At 71.4% G+C, this 23,497-nt stretch carries 19 protein-coding genes; 18 read left to right on the forward strand and 1 reads right to left on the reverse strand.

What is annotated here, in order from left to right; genetic code table 11:
• Positions 1 to 242 precede the first annotated feature (242 nt).
• On the forward strand, positions 243 to 539 hold the full coding sequence (locus tag ABZ906_RS00725; RefSeq protein WP_055563079.1) for a DUF4193 domain-containing protein: 297 nt from the start codon (positions 243 to 245) through the stop codon (positions 537 to 539).
• Between the two features lie 13 nt (positions 540 to 552).
• Positions 553 to 1,482, forward strand: coding sequence for a hypothetical protein (locus ABZ906_RS00730; RefSeq protein ID WP_361200383.1), 930 nt, complete (start codon positions 553 to 555; stop codon positions 1,480 to 1,482).
• A gap of 14 nt (positions 1,483 to 1,496) precedes the next feature.
• On the opposite strand, the gene ABZ906_RS00735 is transcribed toward ABZ906_RS00730, so the two are convergent.
• Positions 1,497 to 1,943, reverse strand: a complete 447-nt coding sequence (locus ABZ906_RS00735; protein WP_361200380.1) for a DUF3093 domain-containing protein — start codon at positions 1,941 to 1,943, stop codon at positions 1,497 to 1,499.
• 112 nt (positions 1,944 to 2,055) lie between these two features.
• Between ABZ906_RS00735 and ABZ906_RS00740 the strand changes: the two genes are divergently transcribed.
• The 16 genes from ABZ906_RS00740 (at position 2,056) to ABZ906_RS00815 (ending at position 23,449) form a co-directional block, all read left to right on the forward strand.
• The gene (locus tag ABZ906_RS00740; RefSeq protein WP_361200377.1) at positions 2,056 to 2,640 is read left to right on the forward strand and encodes a PaaI family thioesterase; all 585 of its coding nucleotides are present in this window, start codon (positions 2,056 to 2,058) and stop codon (positions 2,638 to 2,640) included.
• 5 nt (positions 2,641 to 2,645) lie between these two features.
• Entirely contained in the window at positions 2,646 to 3,182 is a 537-nt protein-coding gene (dut, locus tag ABZ906_RS00745) for a dUTP diphosphatase (protein ID WP_361200476.1), read from the forward strand.
• A gap of 1 nt (position 3,183) precedes the next feature.
• Positions 3,184 to 3,957, forward strand: coding sequence for a DUF3710 domain-containing protein (locus ABZ906_RS00750; RefSeq protein ID WP_361200374.1), 774 nt, complete (start codon positions 3,184 to 3,186; stop codon positions 3,955 to 3,957).
• Between the two features lie 311 nt (positions 3,958 to 4,268).
• Positions 4,269 to 4,358, forward strand: a complete 90-nt coding sequence (gene kdpF / locus ABZ906_RS00755; protein ID WP_033264828.1) for a K(+)-transporting ATPase subunit F — start codon at positions 4,269 to 4,271, stop codon at positions 4,356 to 4,358.
• Positions 4,359 to 4,365: 7 nt separating this feature from the next.
• On the forward strand, positions 4,366 to 6,030 hold the full coding sequence (gene kdpA, locus ABZ906_RS00760; RefSeq protein ID WP_361375744.1) for a potassium-transporting ATPase subunit KdpA: 1,665 nt from the start codon (positions 4,366 to 4,368) through the stop codon (positions 6,028 to 6,030).
• Complete coding sequence (kdpB, locus tag ABZ906_RS00765; protein WP_361375747.1) at positions 6,027 to 8,183, forward strand: potassium-transporting ATPase subunit KdpB; 2,157 nt, start codon at positions 6,027 to 6,029, stop codon at positions 8,181 to 8,183. Before kdpA ends, kdpB begins: the two co-directional genes overlap by 4 nt.
• 31 nt (positions 8,184 to 8,214) lie before the next feature.
• Positions 8,215 to 8,901 (forward strand): potassium-transporting ATPase subunit C, encoded by a 687-nt coding sequence (locus ABZ906_RS00770; protein ID WP_361375750.1) that lies wholly within the window; start codon positions 8,215 to 8,217, stop codon positions 8,899 to 8,901.
• A gap of 112 nt (positions 8,902 to 9,013) precedes the next feature.
• Positions 9,014 to 12,358, forward strand: coding sequence for an FtsX-like permease family protein (locus tag ABZ906_RS00775; RefSeq protein WP_361375753.1), 3,345 nt, complete (start codon positions 9,014 to 9,016; stop codon positions 12,356 to 12,358).
• A 613-nt stretch (positions 12,359 to 12,971) separates the two neighbouring features.
• Positions 12,972 to 15,659: a hypothetical protein gene (locus ABZ906_RS00780; RefSeq protein ID WP_361375756.1), complete on the forward strand. Its 2,688-nt coding sequence runs from the start codon at positions 12,972 to 12,974 to the stop codon at positions 15,657 to 15,659.
• On the forward strand, positions 15,652 to 16,596 hold the full coding sequence (locus ABZ906_RS00785; RefSeq protein ID WP_361375759.1) for an ABC transporter ATP-binding protein: 945 nt from the start codon (positions 15,652 to 15,654) through the stop codon (positions 16,594 to 16,596). Before ABZ906_RS00780 ends, ABZ906_RS00785 begins: the two co-directional genes overlap by 8 nt.
• A 137-nt stretch (positions 16,597 to 16,733) precedes the next feature.
• Entirely contained in the window at positions 16,734 to 17,978 is a 1,245-nt protein-coding gene (locus tag ABZ906_RS00790) for an alginate lyase family protein (RefSeq protein WP_361375762.1), read from the forward strand.
• Between the two features lie 94 nt (positions 17,979 to 18,072).
• Positions 18,073 to 18,753: an ABC transporter ATP-binding protein gene (locus ABZ906_RS00795; protein ID WP_361375765.1), complete on the forward strand. Its 681-nt coding sequence runs from the start codon at positions 18,073 to 18,075 to the stop codon at positions 18,751 to 18,753.
• Between the two features lie 153 nt (positions 18,754 to 18,906).
• Positions 18,907 to 21,453, forward strand: coding sequence for a sensor histidine kinase KdpD (locus ABZ906_RS00800; RefSeq protein WP_361200356.1), 2,547 nt, complete (start codon positions 18,907 to 18,909; stop codon positions 21,451 to 21,453).
• Between the two features lie 44 nt (positions 21,454 to 21,497).
• Positions 21,498 to 22,214: a response regulator gene (locus ABZ906_RS00805; RefSeq protein ID WP_361200353.1), complete on the forward strand. Its 717-nt coding sequence runs from the start codon at positions 21,498 to 21,500 to the stop codon at positions 22,212 to 22,214.
• 89 nt (positions 22,215 to 22,303) lie between these two features.
• A complete protein-coding gene (locus tag ABZ906_RS00810; protein WP_249587256.1) occupies positions 22,304 to 22,702 on the forward strand; it encodes an OB-fold nucleic acid binding domain-containing protein in 399 nt (132 codons plus the stop codon).
• Positions 22,703 to 22,705: 3 nt separating this feature from the next.
• Positions 22,706 to 23,449, forward strand: coding sequence for a DUF3159 domain-containing protein (locus ABZ906_RS00815; protein ID WP_361375768.1), 744 nt, complete (start codon positions 22,706 to 22,708; stop codon positions 23,447 to 23,449).
• Positions 23,450 to 23,497 lie beyond the last annotated feature (48 nt).

Here is a 23,497-nt window from a genome sequence, read left to right on the forward strand (position 1 = left end):
GGTTTTCGGGGGTCTTGATCACGGGAAGTACACGGGGTGGCGCCTGTGAACTGCACCATCAGGACCGTGTACGGTCCCGATCGCCATCCAAACCGATCACCTCTTCAGGGGTGCGGTTGGGTGTCGATTGAGTAACAGACCTTGATGTGAGGCAAAATCTCCGCCTCAGGTCGGGCACAAGTCCGGCCTCTCATGCGTTACGTGCGCTGAGACACCGCAGACACCCAGAGGGGGAGAGCGACATGGCAACGGACTACGACACCCCACGCAAGACCGACGATGACGTCAACGAGGACAGCATCGAGGAACTGAAGGCGCGGCGGAACGACAAGTCGACCTCGGCCGTAGACGTCGACGAGTTCGAGGCCGCAGAGGGCCTTGAGCTGCCCGGCGCGGACCTTTCGAACGAGGAGCTCGCTGTTCGGGTGCTCCCGAAGCAGCAGGACGAGTTCACCTGCATGAGCTGCTTCCTGGTGCACCACCGCAGCCAGCTGGCCAAGGAGAAGAACGGCCAGCCGATCTGCCGCGACTGCGACTAGGGCAGGGTCGGCCGTGACAGGCTCGACCCCGCCCAGGAAGCGCCGCTTCCGCAAGCGTGGAGCGGACCAAGAGAACGGCGCCTCCGACGGCGTGCGTGACGACGAGCGGGGCTCTTCCCCCAACGGAAAAGCCTCGCTCGGACCAGCGAACGCCCTGGAGGCGGCAGACGACGCGACGGCGGTCGACAAGGCGCAGCGGACCCGTGAGTCCAAGGGCCGCGTTGCCGCCGTCACGAACGGAGTCAAGGCGGGCGTACGCGCGAGCGGGCGCGCCGCCAGAGCCGGCATCGGCTTTGTCGCCGACAGGATCATCGAGAACGCCCCGCGGATCCCGGTCCGCGACCTGGAAACCCTCCGCAAGCAGTTCCCGGACCTCGATCCCGAACAGCTCGCGGACAAACTCATCTCCGGCGCGGCCAACGCGACCTCGACGGTCGGAGCCGGAATCGGCGCAGCGGTGATGATGCCCGTGCCGCCCGCGATGCCCGCGGAGCTGGCCGCCGAGATCACCGGCGTCGCGGCGATCGAGCTGAAGCTGATCGCCGAACTCCACGAGGTCTACGGCCGCCGCCCGCCCGGCAATCTCAAGGAGCGCAGCAGCGCCTACCTCACCGCGTGGACCGAGGAGCGCGGCATCGACGTCGCGAAGCCCGCGACGGTCAACGCGGCCCTGGGCGGCCAGATGAAGCGCGAGCTGCGCCAGCAGATCATGAAACGCATGGTGCGCAACCTCCCGAACCTGATGCCCTTCATGGTCGGCGCCGCGGTCGGGGCGGTGATGAACCGCCGGGACACCAGGAAACTCGCTGAGCGGGTCCGTGCGGACCTGCGGAGGTCGCAGGTGCCCTGGGATGCCCTCGTCGAGCTGCCGCCCCTTGAGCAGCCCGCGCAGCCCCTGGACCCGTCACGCCCGGGCAACCCGCCCGAGGAGCTCGGCGCCTGACGCGCCTGACGCGCTTAAGAGGCCCGTACGGCCGTGAGCGCCGCCGCGAGCGCCTCGGGGTGCCGCGTCGACACGTACACGTACGGAGTCGGGTCCTGCGGGTCCGTGATCTCCACGCGCAGCGCCGTGGGGATGTAGGCGCGCAGCAGCATGAAGGCGCGCGGGTCGGCCTTCGGTCCGCGCCAGGCGCGCGCCTCCTCCGCGTCCAGTACCTCGGCCTCGCCCAGGGCGGAGACCGGGATCTTCGCGTCCCCCACGACGAGTGAGTCCGCCACCACGCGGATCCGCGGGGAGCCGTACGAACTGGTGACGACCGCGGCGACCGCCGTGCCCGCGACCAGGCCGCCGAGCAGCGGCAGGGTCCCGAAGGGGACCATGATCAGCGCGGTCGCGACGCCGACCAGGAGCGAGACAAGCCACCAGGAACGGGGCGCCGTCAGGCGTTCTTCGTAAGGCTGCATGCAAGCAAGCTTGGCACGATGAGTCGACCGGCCCGGGTTCAGGGCAGTCTGCGCGCAGCGCTGCCAGGCAGGGCGGCGGTGGGAGACGGGCGGGCGGGTAAGGTCTGCGGTCGTGAGTGGTACTTCAGCAGCTCTGACGCCCCCGGCCGACGCAATAGCGCCCGTCCGCCACCCCGACGCGCCCGCCCCCGGCGAGCTCATCGGAGCCCATTACGAGCACTGTTTCGGCTGCGGCGAGGGGCAGGCCCACGGGCTGCACCTCGCGACGCGGGCCGGCGAAGACGTGGGCGTCACCGCCGAGTTCACCGTCCGGGAGGCCCACCAGGGCGCGCCGGGCCTCGCCCACGGCGGGGTGCTCGCCACGGCGCTCGACGAGACGCTGGGCTCGCTGAACTGGCTGCTGCGGGTGATCGCCGTGACCGGCCGGCTCGAGACCGACTTCGTACGGCCCGTGCCGCTCGGCACCGTGCTCTTCCTCGACGCCGAGGTGACCGCCGTCGCAGGGCGGAAGATCTATTCGCGGGCCACCGGGCGGATCGGGGGCCCCGACGGGCCCGTCGCCGTCCGTGCCGAGGCCCTCTTCATCGAGGTCAAGGTCGACCACTTCATCGAGAACGGCCGTCCGCAGGAGATCCGGGCCGCGATGGACGACCCGGACCAGACCCGCCGCGCACGTGCCTTCGAGGTGAACCCGTGACCCCCGTGACCGCTGAACTCCGGCCGGAGCTCGACGTCCAGATCCGCCGCGTCGACCCCGAGGTGCCGCTGCCCTCGTACGCGCAGCCCGGTGACGCCGGGGCGGACCTGCGGACCACCGAAGCCCGCGAACTGGCTCCCGGCGAGCGGGCCGTGCTGCCCACCGGTGTGTCTATCGCGCTCCCGGAGGGGTACGCGGCCTTCGTGCACCCGCGATCGGGGCTCGCCGCACGCTGCGGTGTCGCCCTGGTGAATGCCCCGGGGACGGTGGATGCCGGGTACCGTGGAGAGATCAAGGTGATCGTGGTGAATCTCGATCCGCGCGAGAGCGTGCGGTTCGAGCGCTTCGACCGGATTGCCCAACTGGTCGTCCAGCAGGTCGAGAAGGTGCGCTTCCGAGAGGTGGCGGAGCTTCCCGGCTCGGCGCGGGCCGAGGGGGGCTTCGGGTCCACCGGCGGCCATGCCGCCGTGGGCACAGGCTCGGATGAACAAACGGGTGGGAATCGATACGCATCGGTCGTATCTGACCGGGAAGGACAGTGACGTGTTCGGACGTCGCAAGAAGGACAGTGCCGCCGAGGACGCGGCGGGCGAGGCCGAGCAGGTCGTCGGGGCCCCTGACGGTGCTGACAGTGACGACACGGCCGCGGCGCGCTCGCGCGTGATGCTCGAGCCCGAGCCCCGCCCCGACGGTCCCTGGGATGTCTCGGAGGTCCGGGAGCCCGGAGAGGGCCGAGTGGACCTGGGCGGCCTCTTCGTACCGGGCGTCGAAGGCATGGAGCTGCGGGTGGAGGTCGCGGGTGACGCGATCGTCGCCGCGACCGTCGTGCTCCAGGACAGCGCCATCCAGCTCCAGGGCTTCGCCGCCCCCAAGAAGCAGGGCATCTGGAGCGAGGTCCGCGAGGAGATCGCCTCGGGCATCACCCAGCAGGGCGGTGTCATCGACGAGGTCGAGGGCCCCCTGGGCTGGGAGCTGCGCGCGCAGGTGCCGGTGCAGCTGCCGGACGGCACCGGCGGCGTGCAGGTCGTGCGCTTCATCGGTGTCGACGGTCCGCGGTGGTTCCTGCGCGGGGTCATCTCCGGCCAGGGCGCGGTGCAGCCGCAGGCCGCGGGACTCCTCGAACAGATTTTCCGGGACACGGTCATCGTGCGCGGCGAGGGCCCGATGGCGCCCCGCGACCCGATCGTCCTGAAGCTGCCGGACGACGCCCAGATGGTCGCCGAAGGCACCGTCCAGCAGGAGCAGCAGGAGGGCTCGCGCTTCTCGGGCGGAATGGGCCAGCTCCAGCGGGGCCCTGAGATCACCGAGGTGCGTTAGCCGCCCCGGGCACGAGCAGCGAGGCCGGTGGGCCGCATTCCCCTACGGGAGTGCGGCCCACCGGCCTTTTCGCGTTTTCGCAGGTGAGAGCGGTATGGCGGCGGTATCCGTAAGAGAGTCGTCAACGGAGTGCCAACGGACGTATGGGAGCCGTCAACGGCGGTCGAATCCGGCCACGGAGGGGGTTTGCTCAAGACGTCAGATCAATCGCATCTCATCTAGGAGCACACGATGGCCGACGTGGCCTTCGTCGTCACCACGATCGCGGTCTTCGCGCTGGTGGCGTTCATCGCCAAGGGGGTGGCGAAGCTGTGACTGCCGAGAACATCGTCGGCCTCGTCGTGGCCGTCGCCCTGCTGGGCTATCTCGTCCTCGCTCTCGTGTTCCCGGAGAGGTTCTGAGTACGACATGAGTCCTGTTCTTGCTGGTGTGCTCCAGTTCCTGGCGCTGATGGCGGCGCTGGCCCTGGCATACCGTCCGCTCGGCGACTACATGGCCCGGGTCTACACCTCCGACAAGCATCTGCGGGTCGAGAAGTGGATCTACAAGGGCATCGGCGCCGACCCGGACACCGAGATGCGCTGGCCCGCCTATCTGCGGGGGGTCCTCGCCTTCTCCGCCGTCAGCGTGCTGTTCCTGTACCTGCTCCAGCGGCTCCAGGGCTCGCTGCCCGGATCGCTCGGCTTCAAGGCCATCGACCCCGACCAGGCCTTCAACACCGCCGCGTCCTTCGTGGCGAACACCAACTGGCAGTCGTACTACGGCGAGCAGGCCATGGGCCACGTCGTGCAGACCGGCGGCCTCGCGGTGCAGAACTTCGTCTCCGCGGCCGTGGGCATCGCCGTCGCGGTCGCCCTGGTGCGCGGCTTCGCCCGCTCCCGCACGGGTGAACTCGGCAACTTCTGGTCCGACCTGGTGCGCGGCACCGTGCGCATCCTGATCCCCATCTCCGTGATCGGCGCGGTCGTCCTGGTCGCCTGCGGCGCGATCCAGAACTTCTCCGGCATCCACGGAGTCGGCCAGTTCCTCGGCGGCAGCCAGCAGTGGAACGGCGGCGCCGTCGCCTCGCAGGAGGTCATCAAGGAGCTGGGCACCAACGGAGGCGGCTACTTCAACGCCAACTCCGCCCACCCCTTCGAGAACCCCAATGGTTTCTCCAACCTCTTCGAGGTCTTCCTGATCCTGCTGATCCCCTTCGCGATCACCAGGACCTTCGGGCGGATGGTCGGCTCCCTCCGGCAGGGGTACGCGATCCTCGCCACGATGGTCACCATCTGGGTCGGGTTCACCGCGCTGATGATGTGGACGGAGTTCCACCACGGGGCTCCCGCGTTCGACGTCGCGGGCGGCGCGATGGAGGGCAAGGAGACGCGCTTCGGCATCAGCGGCTCGGCGATCTTCTCGGTCGCCACCACGCTGACCTCGACCGGCGCGGTCAACTCCTTCCACTCCTCCAACACCGGCTTCGGCGGCGGACTCGACCTCCTCGGCATGCAACTGGGGGAGATCGCGCCCGGCGGTACGGGCTCGGGTCTGTACGGCATGCTGATCATGGCGATCATCGCGGTGTTCATCGCCGGACTGATGGTGGGGCGTACGCCGGAGTACCTCGGCAAGAAGATCGGCACCCGCGAGATCAAGCTGGCGGCCTGCTACATCCTGATCACCCCCGCCCTGGTGCTCGGCTTCACCGCGGTCTCGATGGCGCTGCCCACGCCCAAGGACTCGATGCTCAACTCGGGGGCGCACGGCTTCTCCGAGATCCTCTACGCCTACACCTCGGGCGCCAACAACAACGGTTCGGCCTTCGCGGGGCTGAGCGCGGACACGAACTGGTTCAACACCACGATCGGTCTCGCGATGCTCCTCGGCCGCTTCCTGCCGATGGTGTTCGTCCTCGCCCTCGCGGGTTCGCTCGCCGAGCAGAAGCCGGTTCCGGCGACAGCGGGCACGCTGCGCACCGAGAAACCGCTGTTCACCGGTCTGCTGGTCGGCGCCATCATGATTATCACCGGTCTGACCTACTTCCCCGCGCTCGCACTCGGGCCGCTGGCCGAGGGGCTCGCGTCATGACCACCGACACAAAGAAGCCAGAGGAGCCCGGCTCCATGTCCACCGCTACCCCCACCCGTACGCCGAGCCAGGCACCGCACCAGGACATGCCCGGCGGGCACAAGGACGCGGGCCGCGTCGGCGGGGGCCTCTTCGACCCCCGGCAGCTCCTGAAGTCCTTCCCGGACGCCGTGCGGAAGCTCGATCCGCGGGTCATGGTCAAGTCGCCCGTCATGTTCGTGGTGCTCGTCGGCTCGGTGATCACCACCGTCCTCGCGGTCACGGACCCGGGGGACTGGTTCGGCTGGGCGATCGCGGTCTGGCTCTGGCTGACGACGATCTTCGCCAATCTCGCGGAGGCGGTGGCCGAGGGGCGCGGCAAGGCGCAGGCGGACACCCTGCGCAAGGCCAAGACCGACACGGTCGCGCGCCGCCTGAACGGCACGGCCGAGGAGCAGGTGCCCGGCACCGAACTGCGCATCGGCGACCTCGTCGTCTGCGAGGCGGGCGACGTGATCCCCGGCGACGGTGACGTCGTCGAGGGGGTCGCGAGCGTCGACGAGTCGGCCATCACCGGCGAATCGGCCCCCGTCATCCGGGAGTCGGGCGGTGACCGCTCCGCCGTCACCGGCGGCACGAAGGTCCTCTCCGACCGCATCGTCATCAAGATCACGACCAAGCCCGGCGAGACCTTCATCGACCGCATGATCAACCTGGTCGAGGGCGCCGCCCGGCAGAAGACGCCCAACGAGATCGCGCTCAACATCCTGCTCGCGTCCCTCACCATCGTCTTCCTGCTCGCGGTCGTCACGCTCCAGCCGTTCGCCGTCTACGCGGGCGCCGAGCAGTCCATGATCGTCCTGGCCGCCCTCCTGGTCTGCCTGATCCCGACGACCATCGGCGCCCTGCTCTCCGCGATCGGCATCGCGGGCATGGACCGCCTGGTCCAGCGCAACGTCCTCGCCATGTCCGGCAGGGCCGTCGAGGCCGCCGGCGACGTCTCGACGCTGCTGCTCGACAAGACCGGCACCATCACGCTCGGCAACCGGCAGGCCGCCGAGTTCGTGCCGGTGCGCGGCACCACGGAGGCCGAACTCGCGGACGCCGCCCAGCTCTCGTCGCTGGCCGACGAGACGCCGGAGGGCCGCTCCGTCGTCGTACTGGCCAAGGAGAAGTACGGGCTCCGCGAGCGCCACCAGGGGGAGCTCGAAGGGGCCGAGTGGGTCGCCTTCACCGCGCAGACGCGGATGTCGGGCGTCGACCTCGTCCAGGACGGAGCCGTACGCAAGGTCCGCAAGGGCGCGGCCGGTTCGGTCGTCGCCTGGGTCACCGCGAACGGCGGCACCGTCTCCGAGGACGCCCGCACCCTGACCGACACCATCTCGCAGGCCGGCGGCACGCCCCTCCTGGTGGCCGCCGAGGACGGCAAGGGCGCGCGGGTCCTGGGCGTCATCCACCTCAAGGACGTCGTCAAGGAAGGCATGCGCGAGCGGTTCGACGAGCTGCGGCGCATGGGCATCAAGACCGTCATGATCACGGGCGACAACCCGCTGACCGCCAAGGCGATCGCGGACGAGGCGGGCGTGGACGACTTCCTCGCCGAGGCCACGCCCGAGGACAAGATGGCGCTGATCAAGCGCGAGCAGGCCGGCGGCAAGCTCGTCGCGATGACCGGCGACGGCACCAACGACGCGCCCGCGCTGGCCCAGGCGGACGTGGGCGTGGCCATGAACACCGGCACCTCGGCCGCCAAGGAGGCCGGGAACATGGTGGACCTGGACTCCAACCCCACCAAGCTCATCGAGATCGTCGAGATCGGCAAGCAACTCCTGATCACCCGCGGTGCGCTGACGACCTTCTCCATCGCCAACGACGTCGCGAAGTACTTCGCGATCATTCCGGCCATGTTCGCCGTGGTCTATCCGGGTCTCGACAAGCTCAACATCATGAACCTGTCGTCTCCGGAGTCGGCGATCCTGTCGGCCGTCATCTTCAACGCGCTGATCATCGTCGCCCTGGTGCCGCTGGCCCTGAAGGGCGTGCGGTACCGGCCGATGAGCGCGGACCGGATGCTGCGGCGCAACCTCGGCATCTACGGCCTCGGCGGTCTCGTCGCCCCCTTCATCGGGATCAAGATCATCGACATGGTCATCTCCCTCATCCCCGGTCTCTAGTCCCTAGCTCCTCGGAAGCGTGCTGATCATCATGAACAACTCAGTCGGAAGCACGGCGCGGTTGCTCGGGGCCGGGCTGCGCGCCCTGCTCGTCCTCACCGTCATCTGCGGAGTCATCTATCCGCTGGCCGTCACCGGGATCGCCCAGGGCCTGTTCCACGACAAGGCCAACGGGTCCGAGGTCACGAGGGGGGGCAAGGTCGTCGGCTCCGAACTCATCGGGCAGCGGTACGACCTGCCGCTGAAGAAGGGCCAGGAGACCGCGGAGCCGGATCTGAAGTGGTTCCAGCCCCGGCCGTCCAACGGCCTCGGCTCCAACCGGGACGCGGGGGTGAACACGCAGTACGACCTGATCCTCTCGGGCGCGACGAACCTGGCGGGCGACAGCAAGGACCTGATCGCGAACGTCAGGGCCGCCAAGGCCGCCGTGATCAAGGACAACTCCACGGCCGACTTCAAGGTCAGGCCCTCCGACGTGCCGGCCGAGGCCGTCACCTCGTCCGGCTCGGGCCTGGACCCGCACATCTCTCCGCAGTACGCGGAACTGCAGGTCCACCGGGTGGCCGAGAAGAACGGCCTCCCCGTGAACAAGGTCGCGAAGCTGGTCGACGAGCACGTCGACGGGCGGATCCTCGGCTTCGTGGGCGAACCCCGGGTCAACGTCCTCCAGCTCAACATCGCGCTCAAGGGTCTCGTCTCCGGCGCCGCGCACAGCTGACGTGCCGTCAACTCGACTGTGACGCGCGGTGCTTCGGCTGCTCGCCGGAGCATTGCGGGTCACAATCGCGTACGTCCATACTGTGCCGGTCACTCGGGGGGAGACCGGTGCGGTGAGTGGACGGCGTATGCCCGCCGTGGTGCGGAGCGGCCGGCATCACGGGATGGTGCTCGGGGCCGCGGGGCTCGCCGTCCTGCTGGCGGCGACGGTGCTCGCCGCCCTGGTCGCGCTGACCGAGAACGCGGTCGAGGGCGGAGTACGGCAGCGGCTCACCGCGGACCAGGAAGCCGTCGTCGAGGTCGCCGGGCGCTACGACGCCGACGGCGTAAGGCGGTTGGACGGGGACGTACGGGCCGCCGTCGACCGCACCTACGGCGACGTACCCCACCGCACACGCCTCGCGCTGCGGGCACCCGCGGCGCGAGGCGACGAGCTCGCCGTGACCGAGGCCGGGGGCCGCCGCCGCGAGGACGCCACCGTGTCCGTGGTCGCGCTGGAAGGAACACGGTCCCACGCCCGGCTCGTGGCGGGGAGGTGGCCGCGGGGAGGTTCCGGCGGCGGCGCGGATGACCGGGGTGGCGCGGGTGGTGCGGGCGGTCCGGCGGGTGTGCCCGTGGAGACCGTGCTGACCAGGGCGTTCGCCGCCGAGCTCGCGGTGCGGACCGGTGACGAGGTGCTCGTGCGCGGCGCCGGGGGGCGTGTGGTGCGGCTGAAGGTCGTCGGGCTCTATACGACCGAGGGGCACGGGCCCGCGGTGTGGGCCGGCCTGAGCAGTACGTTCGGCACGGCCGACTCCATCGCGCTCGCGGCGCGCGACGCGTTCACGGCACGGCCGGGCCTCGCGAAGGACGCGGGCGCGCTGTGGCTCGGCGTGCCCGAGGCGCGCGGGCTGCGGCTCGGCGACATCGCGCCGCTGGCGGAGCGGGCCAGGAAGTTCGGCGGCAGCGACTCCTCGCTCTCCGTGCTGCGGGGCAGGGGCCCCGACGCCGACCTGACCGTCTCCGCCGGGCTCCGCAGAGCGCTCGACCGGCTCACCACGCCCATCGCCGTGGCCCGCGCCGGGCTCTACGTCCCCGCCACGCTGCTCGCCGCCCTCGCGGTCGCCGCCCTGGTGCTCACCGGCCGTCAGCTCGCCGAACACCGGCGGTCCGAGCTTGCGTTGCTGGCCGCCAGGGGTGCGGGCACGCGGCGGCTCGTGGTGTCGGCGGGCGTGCAGTGGGCGGTGATCGCTCTTCCCGCGGGCGTCGCCGCGCCCTTCCTCGCGGGGCCGCTCCTGAGGCTGCTCGAAGGGGCGGGGCTGCTGCCCGGCGGGGTGCCGGACGCGGCCGTGGTCGGTGCCGCGTGGATGGCCTCCGCCTTCGCCGTCCTGGTGCACGGCTGCGCGGTACTGCTGCCCACCGTGCGGGTGGTGCGGGACCGGCGGGCGGTGAGCCGCCTTCGGCTGCGGGCGGGGAGGTTCGCGGGGACGCAGCGGGTGGGCGCCGACGTGGGGCTCGCGGCGGTGGCCGTCCTCGGGTGGCTGCAACTGAGGCAGTACCGGTCGCCGGTGACCGGTGACGGCGTCGACCCGGTGCTCGTGCTCGCGCCCATGGTGATGACCACCGCGGCCGCGCTGCTCGTGCTGCGCCTGCTGCCCTTCCTGACGCGGGGCATCGATCCGCTGGCCCGGCGGGGCAGGGGGCTCGTGCTGCCGCTCGGCGGGTGGCAGATCGGGCGGCGCGCGGCACGGCACGCGGGGCCCGCCCTGGTGGTGACGCTCGCACTGGCCGTGGCGGCGCTGAGCAGTACTGCCCTTGCCGTTCTCGACCGGGGCGACCGGGATCAGGCCGCCTTCGGGGTGGGCGCCGACCTGCGGATCGAGCCGGGGGAGAGCGTGCCTGCGGGGGAGCGGCGTGCGACGTACGCGGGGCTGCCGGGCATCGATGCGGTCACTCCCGTGGTGACCACGGAGGGCTACATCGGGCAGGACGCGGTGGCCGTGACCGGGATGAACACCGGTCGGGGGCCGGTGCCTTCGCTGCGGGCCGATCTGGCGGATCGGCCCGTGCGGGAGCTTGTCGCGCCGCTGGGGGAGGGGATCGCGCGGCATGGGCTTGCTGTTGGGGGCTCGGGGAGTCGATCGGGGTTTGAGGTGGGGTCGGGGGAGCTTCCGTTGCGGGTGCGGCTGTCGGTGGGTGGTCCTGGCCGCGCGGTCGTGCCGGTCCGGCTGACCGTCTTCTTCGAAGACGAGGACGGGCTCGTCCACTCAAGCGCCGTGCTTCTTGAAGAAGGCGGCGATCGGGTAGTGCGGCTGAAGGTGCCGGTGCGCGGTGGGAGCGGTGGGGGCGGCGGTGGCGATGGCGGTGGTCTGCGGATCGTGCAGATTGACCTGAGCATGGTGGGGGAGACGGTGCGGCGTACCTACCGGCTCCGTGTCGACCGGGTGCCGGGGCTCACCCAGAAGGCCGCGTGGCGCGACCTGCGCGAGGACGCGCCGGACCGCTACGGGGCGGGGTGCCCCGGCGCGGAGCCGCCGCGCGGGACGGTGGGGGAGTCGCCGGGGCCCGTGCTCTGCGAGGACCGTCCCGGCGCCGGCGTGCTGCTCGACGCGGTGCTTCGGGGTCCCGATACGGGGCTCAAGTACCCGACATGGAGCGTCCGGCTCGGCACGGACAGCGCCAAGGGGCGCCCCGCCGCACCCGCTCTCGCCGATCGTGCGTTCCTCGACTCCGGGGCGGTACGGGTCGGGGACGTCGTGACCGTGCGGCGGAGTACGGGCGGCAGCGCGCGGCTGAAGATCGTCGGACGGATCGCGGCGGTGCCGGGCGTCCCGCGCGACCGGCCCCGGCTGCTCGCCGACTCGCGGGCGATGGCTGCCCAGTTGGTGCTGAGCGGGGCGTTGCCGGGGGCGGAGAGCGTGTGGTGGGCGGGGGCGGGCCGGGGCGATGCGTCCGCCGCGTGGCGGGCGGTGCGGGATCGGCCTCGGCTCGGAACCGCCGTGGATGTGCCGCACGCGCGCGTGCGGCTCGGGGAGGATCCGCTGCGGCGCGGAGCACGCGCGGGCCTCTGGCTCTGTCTCGCCCTCGCCCCGGCGTTCGCCGTCATCGCCTTCACCCTGCACACGGTGCTTTCGGCGCGGGCGAGGGGGCGGGAGTTCGCGTTGCTGCGGGCGCTGGGGGTACGGCGGGGGCAGCTCGCCGCGTATCTGTGGACGGAGCAGTTGGCCCTTGCGGGGGCGGCGGCGCTCCTGGGCACGGTGCTCGGGGCGGGACTCGCGGTGGTGATCATGCCGGTGGTGACGGTGGACGCGTCCGGCGCTCCGGTCTTCCCCGACCTGCTCACGGAGGTCCCGTGGGCACGGGTCTGGCTGGTGGCGGGAGGGGTGACGCTGGTGATCTGCGGGGTGGTGAGCGGGGTGGCCCGGCTATTGGGGCGGGTGGATCTGGGGCGGGTGTTGCGGGTGGGGGAGGAGGAGTGAGGGGGCCTGGCCGGGGGCCTTTGGGGTGTGGGGTGCTGGTGCTGGTGGGGGCGGGGTCGGGTGTGGGTGCGGGGGCGGGCGCGTTTGGGGGTGGTGCGGGGTCGGGTGTGGGTGCGTTTGGGGGCGGTGCGGGTGCGGGTGCGTTGCTGGGGGTGGGGCTGTGCTGGTGTGTTGCCTCGGGGTGCGGGGTCGGGTGCGGCGCGGTTGGGGGCTGTGTCTTCTCGGGGTGCGCTGCCGGGTGCCGGTGCGTCCGGGGGCGGTGCGGGGTCGTGTGTGGGTGCGGGGCCGCGCCGGTATGTCCGTCCTCGCCATCCGCCTGTGGGCGCTTGTTTTCTTCGGTTGGGGAGTGCTGCTTGCCGTGCTCCGGGCGGACATACCGGCACACCCCCTCGCGTCTCGATGCCGACTGCGACGGGCGGGGGTCGGGGCTCTGTCCACCCCCGCTGTTCCGCCCGCCTGCCCCGCACCTGTCCGCCGATGAACTCGCGCACTCGCCCCGTCGCTGCGGGGCAATCGGGTCGGTGGGTGGGAGAGGTTGGTTGGTCAGGGGTGGACGTGGGGGTGGCTTGTGAGGTGGGGGGAGTGGGGGCTTCGGGGGTGCCTTGCCCTGTTCGTGCTGGTACTTGGGGCCGTGGCCGTGGGCGGGCCGGGACTGCTGGAGCGGGCCGCCGGGAACGCACTCGGGGCCCGGCTCGAGCAAGCGCAGCGCACCGCGCCGGGCATCACGCACCGCGTGCGGTTCGGCCCGGAAGTGGAGAGGGCCGGAGGGGAGAGCGAGTTGGGCGCCGATCTGCGACGGCTCTCGACGACCATCGAGAACGCCGCCCCCGCACCCCTGCGCGGCGACCTCGTACGGGACTCCACCCGCATCGCCCTGCCCACCGTGCGCACCGGTGACGACACCACGCTGTCCCTCGTGTACGCCTCCGACGCCCCGCCGCGCAAGGCATACGCCGAGGGACGTCCCCCCGCCGCACGCGGGCGCGTCGTGGAGATCGCCGTCTCCACCCGTACGCGTGACGCGATGAAGCTGCGCCTTGGGCAGGAACTGCGGCTCTCACCCGGCGCGTTGGAGAAAGTGGACGCACCGGCACGGGTGGTCGGCTTCTACGCCGCCGACGGCGACCGGCGGCTCTGGAGCGAGCAGCCCCTGCTCGCCCGTCCGGCACGGCAGCCCCGCGACGGCGCGGACGGGCCGGTGCGGTATGCCGGGGCTCTCGTCGCGCCCCGCGCCGTCGAAGTGCTGCAGAGCCAGGCGACCGCCGACCTCACCGTGATCTGGAGCATGCGGTTCGACCCCGGCGACGGCGCCGCGCGTTTCGTCGGCGATCAGGGGCAGCGTGACTTCGAGCGCCTGATGCTCCGCTATCCGGAGTCGGTACGGAGCGTCACGTGCGACACGGGTCTGGTCGCCCAGAGCATGCTCTGCGCCCTCGGCGCGCATCCCGCCACGGAGACGGAGAGCGCCACCGCACTGCCCGACGCCCTGGACGAGTTCCAGCGGCAGTGGCGGCAGGGCAGTGTCGTGATCTCCTTCGCGTTGGCCTCGGTGGCGGCGGTGGGGTTCGCCGCCGTGGTGGTCGGTGCGCTGCTGTCCGTGCGCCGCGGGCTCGACGTCCACCGGCTGCAACGCGCGCGTGGAGCGTCGGCCGCGGGGATCGCCCTGGGGCGTGCGGTGGAGACCGCTCCGGCCGTGCTTCTGGGGTTCGGCGGAGGGTGCGCGCTCGCCTCGCTGCTGCCGGGAGCTTCGTCCGCGTACGGGCGCGGAGTGCTCGTCGCCGTGGGCGTGTGGCTGGTACTGCCCCTGCTGACCTGGTGGGCCGTGCGGGACCGGGCGCTGCTGCGGGACAGGGGCACACGCGGCGGGCGTCGCGTCGTCGCCGAGGCGGGCGTGGTCGTCCTCGCGCTCGCGGGCGTCTTCGCGCTGCGGGCCCGCGGGACCGAGGGGAGCTCGGGCGGTGATCCCCTGCTCGCCGCCGTGCCCGTACTGCTCGGGCTCGCCACGGTGGTCGTACTGATCCGCCTCTACCCCTTGCCGGTACGCCTCGCCGCCCGCTTGGCCGGCCGGGGGCGCGGCACCGTGGCTCTCATCGCGCTCTCCCGCGCCGCCAAGGAGGCCCCCGCGAGGGCGCTCGCGCTGCTGGTCCTGGTGGTGACGCTGGCCGGTGCCGTGTTCGGCGGCCTGGTCGCCGGGACGCTGACGGAGGGGCGGCGCGATGCCGTCGCGTGGCGGGTCGGCGCCGATGCCTCGTTCCTGGGCGCCGGGCGCGACCCCGACACCGCGGGGCGCCTGGCACACGCGCGTGGAGTGCGGGAAACGGTGGCGGTACGGCAGCTGCGGGTCGACCCGGTGAGCGGAACGGACGGAGGGCGCTACGGAATCGCAAGCCTGGTGGGCATCGACGGCGCCGAACTGCACTCCGCGGCCGCCACGTCAGCAGCGGCCACCGCACTGCGAGACGCCGGTCTCAGTGGGCCTCGCGGCCAAGGCGGTGGCAGTAGGCCGCATGACATACGCGTGCTCGCCGATGCCGCCGACGCGGGGGATCTGCTCACCATCACCGTGCACGGCAAGGAGCGTCGTCTGCGGGTCGTCGGTGCTCTTCCCGAAGCGGTGCGGCGTGATCCCGCGCTGGGGCCGACGCGGGCCGCCACCCAGGGCAGGGAGCATCTTCTGCTGGCCGACAACCGGGACCTCGGGGGTTTTGACGCGGGGGAGTTCGAGGAGTCCGCCCTGCTCCTCTACGGGCCGCGCCTGGACACCGCCGAACTGCGCTCCGTCGTCCCGCGCACCGCGCCCGGCACCGCCACCGGAGAGCTGCGGATCCGCGCCGAGGAGCAGGCCGAGGCCGACGACGACGGGCTGACCGCCGCCCTGACCGCCGCGCACACCGCCTGTACGGCCCTGGCCGTACTCCTCGCGCTGCTCGCCCTCGTGCTCGAACTCCTGCTGTCCGCCCCCGCACGCGGCAGCACCGCAGCCCGCCTCCGCACCCTGGGGCTCGGCGGACGCGCCACCGCCGGACTGCATCTGCTCCAGCTGCTGCCCCTGGTGCTCGCGGCCGTGGCCGGTGGCGTCGCGCTCGGCCTGACCCTGCCGGGGCTGCTCGGACCCGCCCTCGACCTGCGGGAGTTCACCGGCGGGCCCACCGCGCCCGCCTTGCGCACCGACGTGCTGTTCACCGCGGCCCTTGCCGCCGCGACCGTGGCCCTGGTGGCCGTCGCGGTGGGCGTGGAGACCTGGCTGGGACGGCGGCGCGGCCTCGGAGCCGTGCTGCGACTGGGGAGGAACGATGACTGAGCTCGCCGACCTGGAGGCCCGCGCGAACGCCGCGCGCCGTACCGCCGGTGACGAGGGCCTTGTGGTGTGCGACAACCTCGTACGCGTCTATCGCACCGACAAGGTGGAGGTGCAGGCCCTCCAGGGGCTCGACCTGGTGGTCGGGGAAGGGGAGTGCGTGGCTCTCGTCGGCGCGTCCGGCTCCGGCAAGTCCACCCTCCTGTCGATCCTCTCGGGGCTCGACCTGCCGACCGCGGGCCGGGCTAAGGTCGCGGGACACGATCTGCTCTCCATGGGCCGCCGCGAGCGCCTGGGCTACCGCAGGGGCACCGTCGGCTTCGTATGGCAGCAGACCGGGCGCAATCTCCTGCCGTACCTGACCGCCCTGGAGAACGTCGCGCTGCCGATGAAGTACGCGCGCGTGCCCCGCCGCGAGCGCGCCGCGCGGGCCGCCGAACTGCTCGGCGTGCTCGGCGTCGCGTACTGCCGCGACCGGCGGCCCGCCGAACTGTCCGGTGGCGAGCAGCAGCGCGTCGCCGTGGCGGTCGCCTCCGCCAACGCCCCGCGCGTGCTGCTCGCCGACGAGCCCACCGGGGAGCTGGACACGGCGAGCGGCGAGGAGGTGTTCGCCGCCCTGCGCCGTGCCAACGAGGAGCTCGGCGCGACCGTCCTCGTCGTCACGCACGACCCGCTCGTCTCCGGACAGGTCCGCCGCACGGTGCGCATCCGGGACGGCCGTACGTCCACGGAGACGCTGCGCGAACAGGGCGGCGCGGGCGAGGAGTTCACGGTTCTGGACCGCGCGGGACGGTTGCAGCTGCCGCGCGACTACGTGGAGCGCTACGGACTGCGCGGGCGCGTGCGGCTCACGGAGGAGCGGGACCACATCGGCGTATGGGGCGAAGGGCCGGATTCCGCCAGACCGGGGCCCCGCCCGGCCCCTGACCAGGAGCTCTGACTTCGCGCGTACGCAACGTGTACGCAACCTCTCACTTCACGCCTTGACGGAAGCCTGGTCCGTACTTATGGTCTCGGGCCAACGCGCTTGTTCAGAAAGGCACTTGAAGTTCACATACGAGAATGGATGGCCTTCGCATGGCTCACACCCCCACACCCGTGCGCCACCACCGCAGACCCCGTACGGCAGTCCTCGCGACCCTCGCCACCGTGGTGACCGCCCTGGTCGCCGCCCTCCTCGCCTTGCCCGGCGCCGAACGCGCCGACGCCGCCCAAGACGCCGCAGCCGCACCCGGCACCTTCGCGCACCCCGGAGTCACCGTCTCCCGCGGCCAGCTGGACTTCACCAGGGAGAAGGTCAACGCGGGCGCCCAGCCCTGGAAGGGCGCCTACGACCAGATGATGGGGAGCAAATACGCTTCCCTGTCGCGCACGCCCAAGCCCCGCGCGGTCGTCGAATGCGGCTCCTACTCGGACCCCAACTACGGCTGCACCGACGAGCGCGAGGACGCGATAGCCGCGTACACCACGGCCCTCGCCTGGTACCTCACGCGTGACGAGCGCTACGCCAAGAAGTCCATCGAGCTGATGGACGCCTGGTCCGCCACCATCAAGGACCACACGAACAGCAACGCCCCGCTGCAGACCGGCTGGGCGGGCTCGTCCTGGCCCAGGGCCGCCGAGATCATCAAGCACACGTACACCGGCAGCTGGGCCAACTCCGGCCGCTTCGCCACGATGCTGCGCACCGTCTACCTGCCCGAGATCATCAACGGCTCCAACTCCAACGGCAACTGGGAGCTGTCGATGATGGAGGCCGCCATCGGCATCTCCGTCTTCATCGAGGACAAGGGGTCCTACGACAAGGCCATGGCGAAGTTCCGCACCCGTACCGCCGCCTACGTCTACCTCGCGTCCGACGGCGACCTGCCCAAGACCGTGCCCAGCCAGAACCTCGACACCCGCGCGAAGATCGTCAAGTACTGGCAGGGACAGGGCACCTTCACCACCGGGCTCACCCAGGAGACGTGCCGCGACTTCACCCACACCGGATACGGACTCTCCGCGATCTCCCACGTCGCCGAGACCAGCCGCATCCAGGGCGACGACCTCTACAAGACGGACGTCGGCGAGCGGCTGCGCCAGGGCCTCGGCTTCCAGGCCAAGTACGAACTGGGCGAGGCGCCGCCGGGCTCGCTGTGCGGCGGCTCGGTCCACCGGGGCCTCGGGCCCGTCACGGAGGTCGGCTACAACGCGCTGCACAACCGCCTCGGCAACGCCATGACCAACACCCAGAAGCTCACCGAGCAGAACCGCCCGGCAGGCTCCAACAACCTGTTCGTCGCCTGGGAGACCCTGACCCACGCGGACAACCCGAGCTGACCCCGGCCTGGCTGCCGCGGACCTTGTTGGACCGGGCGCGCCGTGACCATACTGGCGCCCGGTCCAGCGGGTCCGTACGGGGGAGCGAGGGCGCATGGCCGAGAGCGCGGTGGTCGTCGAGGATCTGCACCGGACGTACGGCAGCGGCGCGTCCGCCGTGCACGCCCTGCGCGGTGTCTCCTTCACCGTCCCGCGCGGCGAGCTCGTCGCTCTGAAGGGGCGGTCCGGGTCCGGCAAGACCACGCTGCTCAATCTCGTCGGCGGACTCGACACCCCGGACGCGGGCAAGGTCACCGTCGAGGGGCTCGAACTCGCGGGCCTCGGCGAGAACGGCCTCCTGGAGCTGCGCCGCGACCGCGTCGGCTTCATCTTCCAGTCCTTCGGACTCATCCCGATCCTCACCGCCGCCGAGAACGTCGGTGTGCCCCTGCGGCTGCGCAAGACCGACCCCAAGGCGCGTGAGGAGCGCGTCGCGCTGCTCCTCGCCCTCGTCGGCCTCGCCGATCACGCGGAGCAACGGCCGGGAGAGCTCTCCGGAGGACAGCAGCAGCGCGTGGCGATCGCCCGCGCGCTCGCCAACAAACCCTCCCTGCTCATCGCGGACGAGCCCACCGGACAGCTCGACGCCGAGACCGGGCTCGCGGTGATGGAGCTGCTGCGCGCCGTCGTGCGCGGCGAAGGCGTCACCGCCCTGGTCGCCACGCACGACGCGGCCCTGCTCGACCTCGCCGACCGGGTCCTGGAACTGCGCGACGGCGAGATCGTCGAGCACTGACACGAGATCGTCGAGCGCTGACATCAGGGTCCGGCGCCGACATCAGGGTTGTGTCAAGGTGCGCCCGCAGGCGCACCTTCGTCCGTTTCGCGGGAATTGTTGGCCGTAAAGTCGACGCTGCGTACAGAGCGGATTCGGGAAGACAATGGGGCCATGGCACGCGGCAAGCTTCGGATATACCTCGGTTCGGCACCGGGCGTCGGCAAGACGTACGCGATGCTGTCCGAGGCACACCGCCGCATCGAGCGTGGCACCGACTGCGTGGTCGCCTTCGTGGAGCACCACGACAGGCCCCGCACCGAAGTGATGCTGCACGGCCTGGAGCAGGTGCCCCGCAAGGATCTCGACTACCGCGGCACCCTGTTCACCGAGATGGACGTGGACGCCGTCCTGGAGCGGGCGCCCGTCGTCGCCCTCGTGGACGAACTGGCGCACACCAATGTCCCCGGCTCCCGCAACGCCAAGCGCTGGCAGGACGTCGAGGAGCTGCTCGCGGCCGGCATCGACGTCGTCTCGACCGTGAACATCCAGCACCTGGAGTCCCTCGGCGACGTCGTCGAGTCGATCACCGGCGTCCGCCAGCGCGAGACCGTGCCGGACGAGGTGGTGCGGCGCGCGGACCAGATAGAGCTGGTCGACATGTCGCCCCAGGCGCTGCGCCGCCGCATGGCCCACGGCAACATCTACAAGCCCGACCGGGTCGACGCGGCCCTGTCCAACTACTTCCGGCCCGGCAACCTCACCGCCCTGCGCGAGCTCGCGCTGCTCTGGGTCGCCGACCGGGTCGACGAATACCTCCAGCAGTACCGCGGCGAGCACGGCATCCGCTCCACCTGGCAGGCCCGCGAACGCATCGCCGTCGGCCTCACCGGCGGCCCCGAGGGCCGCACGCTGATCCGCCGCGCGTCGCGGATGGCGGCCAAGGGCTCCGGCAGCGAGATCCTCGCCGTCTACATCGCCCGCAGCGACGGCCTGACCGCGGCGTCGCCCAAGGAACTCGCCGTCCAGCGCACCCTCGTGGAGGACCTGGGCGGCACCTTCCACCACGTCATCGGCGACGACATACCCGCCGCGCTGCTCGACTTCTCCCGCGGCGTCAACGCCACCCAGATCGTCCTCGGCTCCTCGCGCCGCAAGACCTGGCAGTACATCTTCGGACCCGGCGTGGGCGCCACGGTCGCCCGCGATTCCGGCCCCGACCTGGACGTCCACATCGTCACGCACGACGAGGTCGCCAAGGGCCGCGGCCTGCCCGAGGCGCGCGGGGCCCGGCTCGGGCGCTCCAGGTCCATCTGGGGCTGGCTGGTCGGCGTCGGCGGCCCGGCGTTCCTGACGCTGCTCCTGACCCATGTCGACGCGAATCTCGGCCTCGCCAACGACATGCTCCTGTTCCTGACGCTCACGGTCGCCGCCGCGCTGCTCGGCGGCCTCCTTCCGGCGCTGGCGTCGGCCGCCTTCGGCTCGCTGCTCCTGAACTACTACTTCGCGCCGCCGCAGCATCTGTGGACGATCTCCGACTCCAAGAACATCGTCGCGATCGTCGTCTTCGTGGGCGTCGCGATCTCCGTCGCCTCCGTCGTGGACCTCGCCGCCCGCCGTACCCACCAGGCCGCACGGCTGCGCGCCGAGTCGGAAATACTCTCGTTCCTCGCGGGCAGCGTGCTGCGCGGCGAGACGAGCCTGGACGCTCTGCTCGAACGTGTGCGCGAGACCTTCAGCATGGACTCCGTGGCCCTCCTTGAGCGGGCCAGCGACGTCGCCCCCTGGACCTGCGCGGGCCGTGTCGGTGAGGGCCGCACCCTGGAGCGCCCCGAGGACGCGGACGTGGACATGCCGGTCGGGGACCACATGGCCCTCGCCCTGTCCGGCCGGGTCCTGCCCGCCGAGGACCGCCGGGTGCTCGCCGCGTTCGCCGCGCAGGCCGTGGTCGTCCTCGACCGCCGGCGCCTCCAGGACGAGGCGCAGCAGGCCCGCACCCTCGCCGAGGGCAACCGCATCCGCACCGCGCTGCTCGCCGCGGTCAGCCATGACCTCCGTACGCCCCTCGCGGGCATCAAGGCCGCCGTCTCCTCCCTGCGCTCCGACGACGTCGCCTGGTCCGAGGAGGACCAGGCCGAGCTCCTCGAAGGCATCGAGGACGGCGCCGACCGCCTGGACCATCTGGTCGGCAACCTCCTGGACATGTCACGCCTGCAGACCGGCACGGTCACCCCGCTGATCCGCGAGATCGACCTGGACGAGGTCGTCCCGATGGCGCTCGGCGGTGTCCCCGACGGCAGCGCCGACCTCGACATCCCCGAGACGCTGCCCATGGTCAGCGTCGACAAGGGCCTCCTGGAGCGGGCGGTCGCCAACATCGTGGAGAACGCGGTCAAGTACAGCCCCGACGCCGAACCGGTCCTGGTCTCCGCGAGCGCGCTCGGCGACCGCGTCGAACTGCGCGTCGTGGACCGCGGCCCCGGCGTCCCCGACACCGCCAAGGACCGGATCTTCGAGCCGTTCCAGCGCTACGGCGACGCCCCGCGCGGTGCGGGCGTGGGCCTCGGCCTCGCGGTCGCACGCGGCTTCGTCGAGTCCATGGGCGGCACGCTCGAGGCGGAGGACACCCCCGGCGGCGGCCTCACCATGGTCCTCACCCTGCGGGCCGCGGCGGGCGGACCGCCGGTCCTGCCGGACCTCTCCGCACAGGCCACCTCATGACCGCCACCACCGGCAAGACCCCAAGGCCCGAAAGGCAGGCACCCATGCCGCACTCTCCCGGGGGAGACCCCAGGACCCCCACGAGGGTGCTCGTGGTCGACGACGAGCCGCAGATCGTACGCGCCCTCGTGATCAACCTGAAGGCACGCAAGTATGACGTGGACGCCGCCCCCGACGGAGCCACCGCGCTCCAGCTCGCCGCGGCCCGCCACCCCGACGTGATCGTGCTCGACCTCGGTCTGCCGGACATGGACGGCGTCGAGGTCATCAGGGGCCTGCGCGGCTGGACGCGCGTCCCGATCCTGGTGCTCTCCGCGCGGCACAGCTCGGACGAGAAGGTCGAGGCGCTCGACGCGGGCGCCGACGACTACGTCACCAAGCCCTTCGGCATGGACGAACTGCTCGCCCGCCTCCGCGCCTCCATCCGCAGGGCCGAGCCCGCCGGACCGGGCGAGGACGACGTGATGGTGGACACGGAGGACTTCACGGTCGATCTGGCCGCCAAGAAGGTCAACCGCGGCGGACGCGACGTACGCCTGACACCCACCGAATGGCATCTGCTCGAAGTCCTCGTGCGCAACACCGGGCGCCTGGTCAGCCAGAAGCAGCTGCTCCAGGAGGTCTGGGGCCCTTCGTACGGCACGGAGACGAACTATCTGCGCGTCTACATGGCACAGCTGCGGCGCAAGCTGGAGACGGACCCCGCGCATCCGCGGCACTTCATCACCGAGCCCGGCATGGGATACAGGTTCGAGCGGTGAGTGAAGGGTCGGAGCCGGGTTGAGCGGGCATAAGCACGGATGAGCTCACCCGTTGCGGCGCTGTCCGTGACCCCCGGTACGCTTCCTGTATGAGTGCTGTTCCTGGTTCAGAGAAGCCGGCAGGCCGATTCCGGCGCATGCTCGACCGGCTGTCCTCCTCCCAGGAGGACCTGGAGTCGGAGGAGCTGCGCGAGGACGCCGAGACAGCGGGCTGTACACGCATCGGGGACTGCCACGACCGCCAGATAGTCACGGTTACTGGTACCTTGCGCACGGTCACCCTGCGGCCACGCGCCGGTGTCCCCGCCCTGGAGGCGGAGCTGTTCGACGGCTCGGCGGCACTGGACGTGGTGTGGCTCGGAAGGCGCTCCATCGTGGGGATCGAGCCGGGACGCAGACTGATCGCGTCCGGCAGGGTCTCGATGAGCCGGGGCCGCCGGGTGCTCTTCAACCCGAAATACGAACTCAGACCCCTCGGACGGGAGTAGCCGGTGACGTCCCTCGACAAGCCGACGGACCACGGAACCACGGACCAGGGATCCCCGGATCAGGACAGTGATTCCAGGGCCGTGACCGAAGCCGCGCTCTTCGAGGCCTTCGGCGGCGTGCGGGGCATGGTGGAGACCGTCGCCCCCGGCCTTCTCTTCGTGACCATCTTCACGATCAACAAGGACCTGCACATGTCGGCCATCGCGGCCCTCGCGGTGTCCCTGGTGCTCGTGGTGGTCCGCCTGGTCATGAAGGACACCGTCAAGCACGCCTTCAGCGGTGTCTTCGGTGTCGCCTTCGGCGTGGTCTTCGCGATGATGACCGGCAACGCCAAGGACTTCTATCTGCCGGGCATGCTCTACACCCTGGGCCTCGCCCTCGCCTACATCATCACGGCCCTCGCGGGCGTCCCGCTGATCGGCCTGATCCTCGGCCCGGTCTTCAAGGAGAACCTCTCCTGGCGGACCCGCAACCCCGGCCGCAAGAAGGCGTACACGAAGGCCAGTTGGGCCTGGGGCCTGATCCTGCTCGCCAAGTGCGCGATCCTCTTCCCGCTCTACTGGTGGGCGGACACGACCCAGTTCGGCTGGGTCCTGATCGCCCTGAAGATCCCGCCGTTCCTGCTCGCGGTCTGGCTGACCTGGGTCTTCCTGGCGAAGGCCCCCGCGCCGATCGACGTGTTCGCCGAGATGGAGGCCGCCGAGAAGGCGGAGAAGGAGCGCGAGGCGGAGCGCCGCCAGGCCTGAGGCCGCGCCTCACACGTACGAGATGGGGGGCGCCCGGAAGATTCCGGG

The organism is Streptomyces sp. NPDC046925 (assembly GCF_040644915.1).
In the GTDB taxonomy this organism is placed as follows: Bacteria; Actinomycetota; Actinomycetes; order Streptomycetales; family Streptomycetaceae; genus Streptomyces.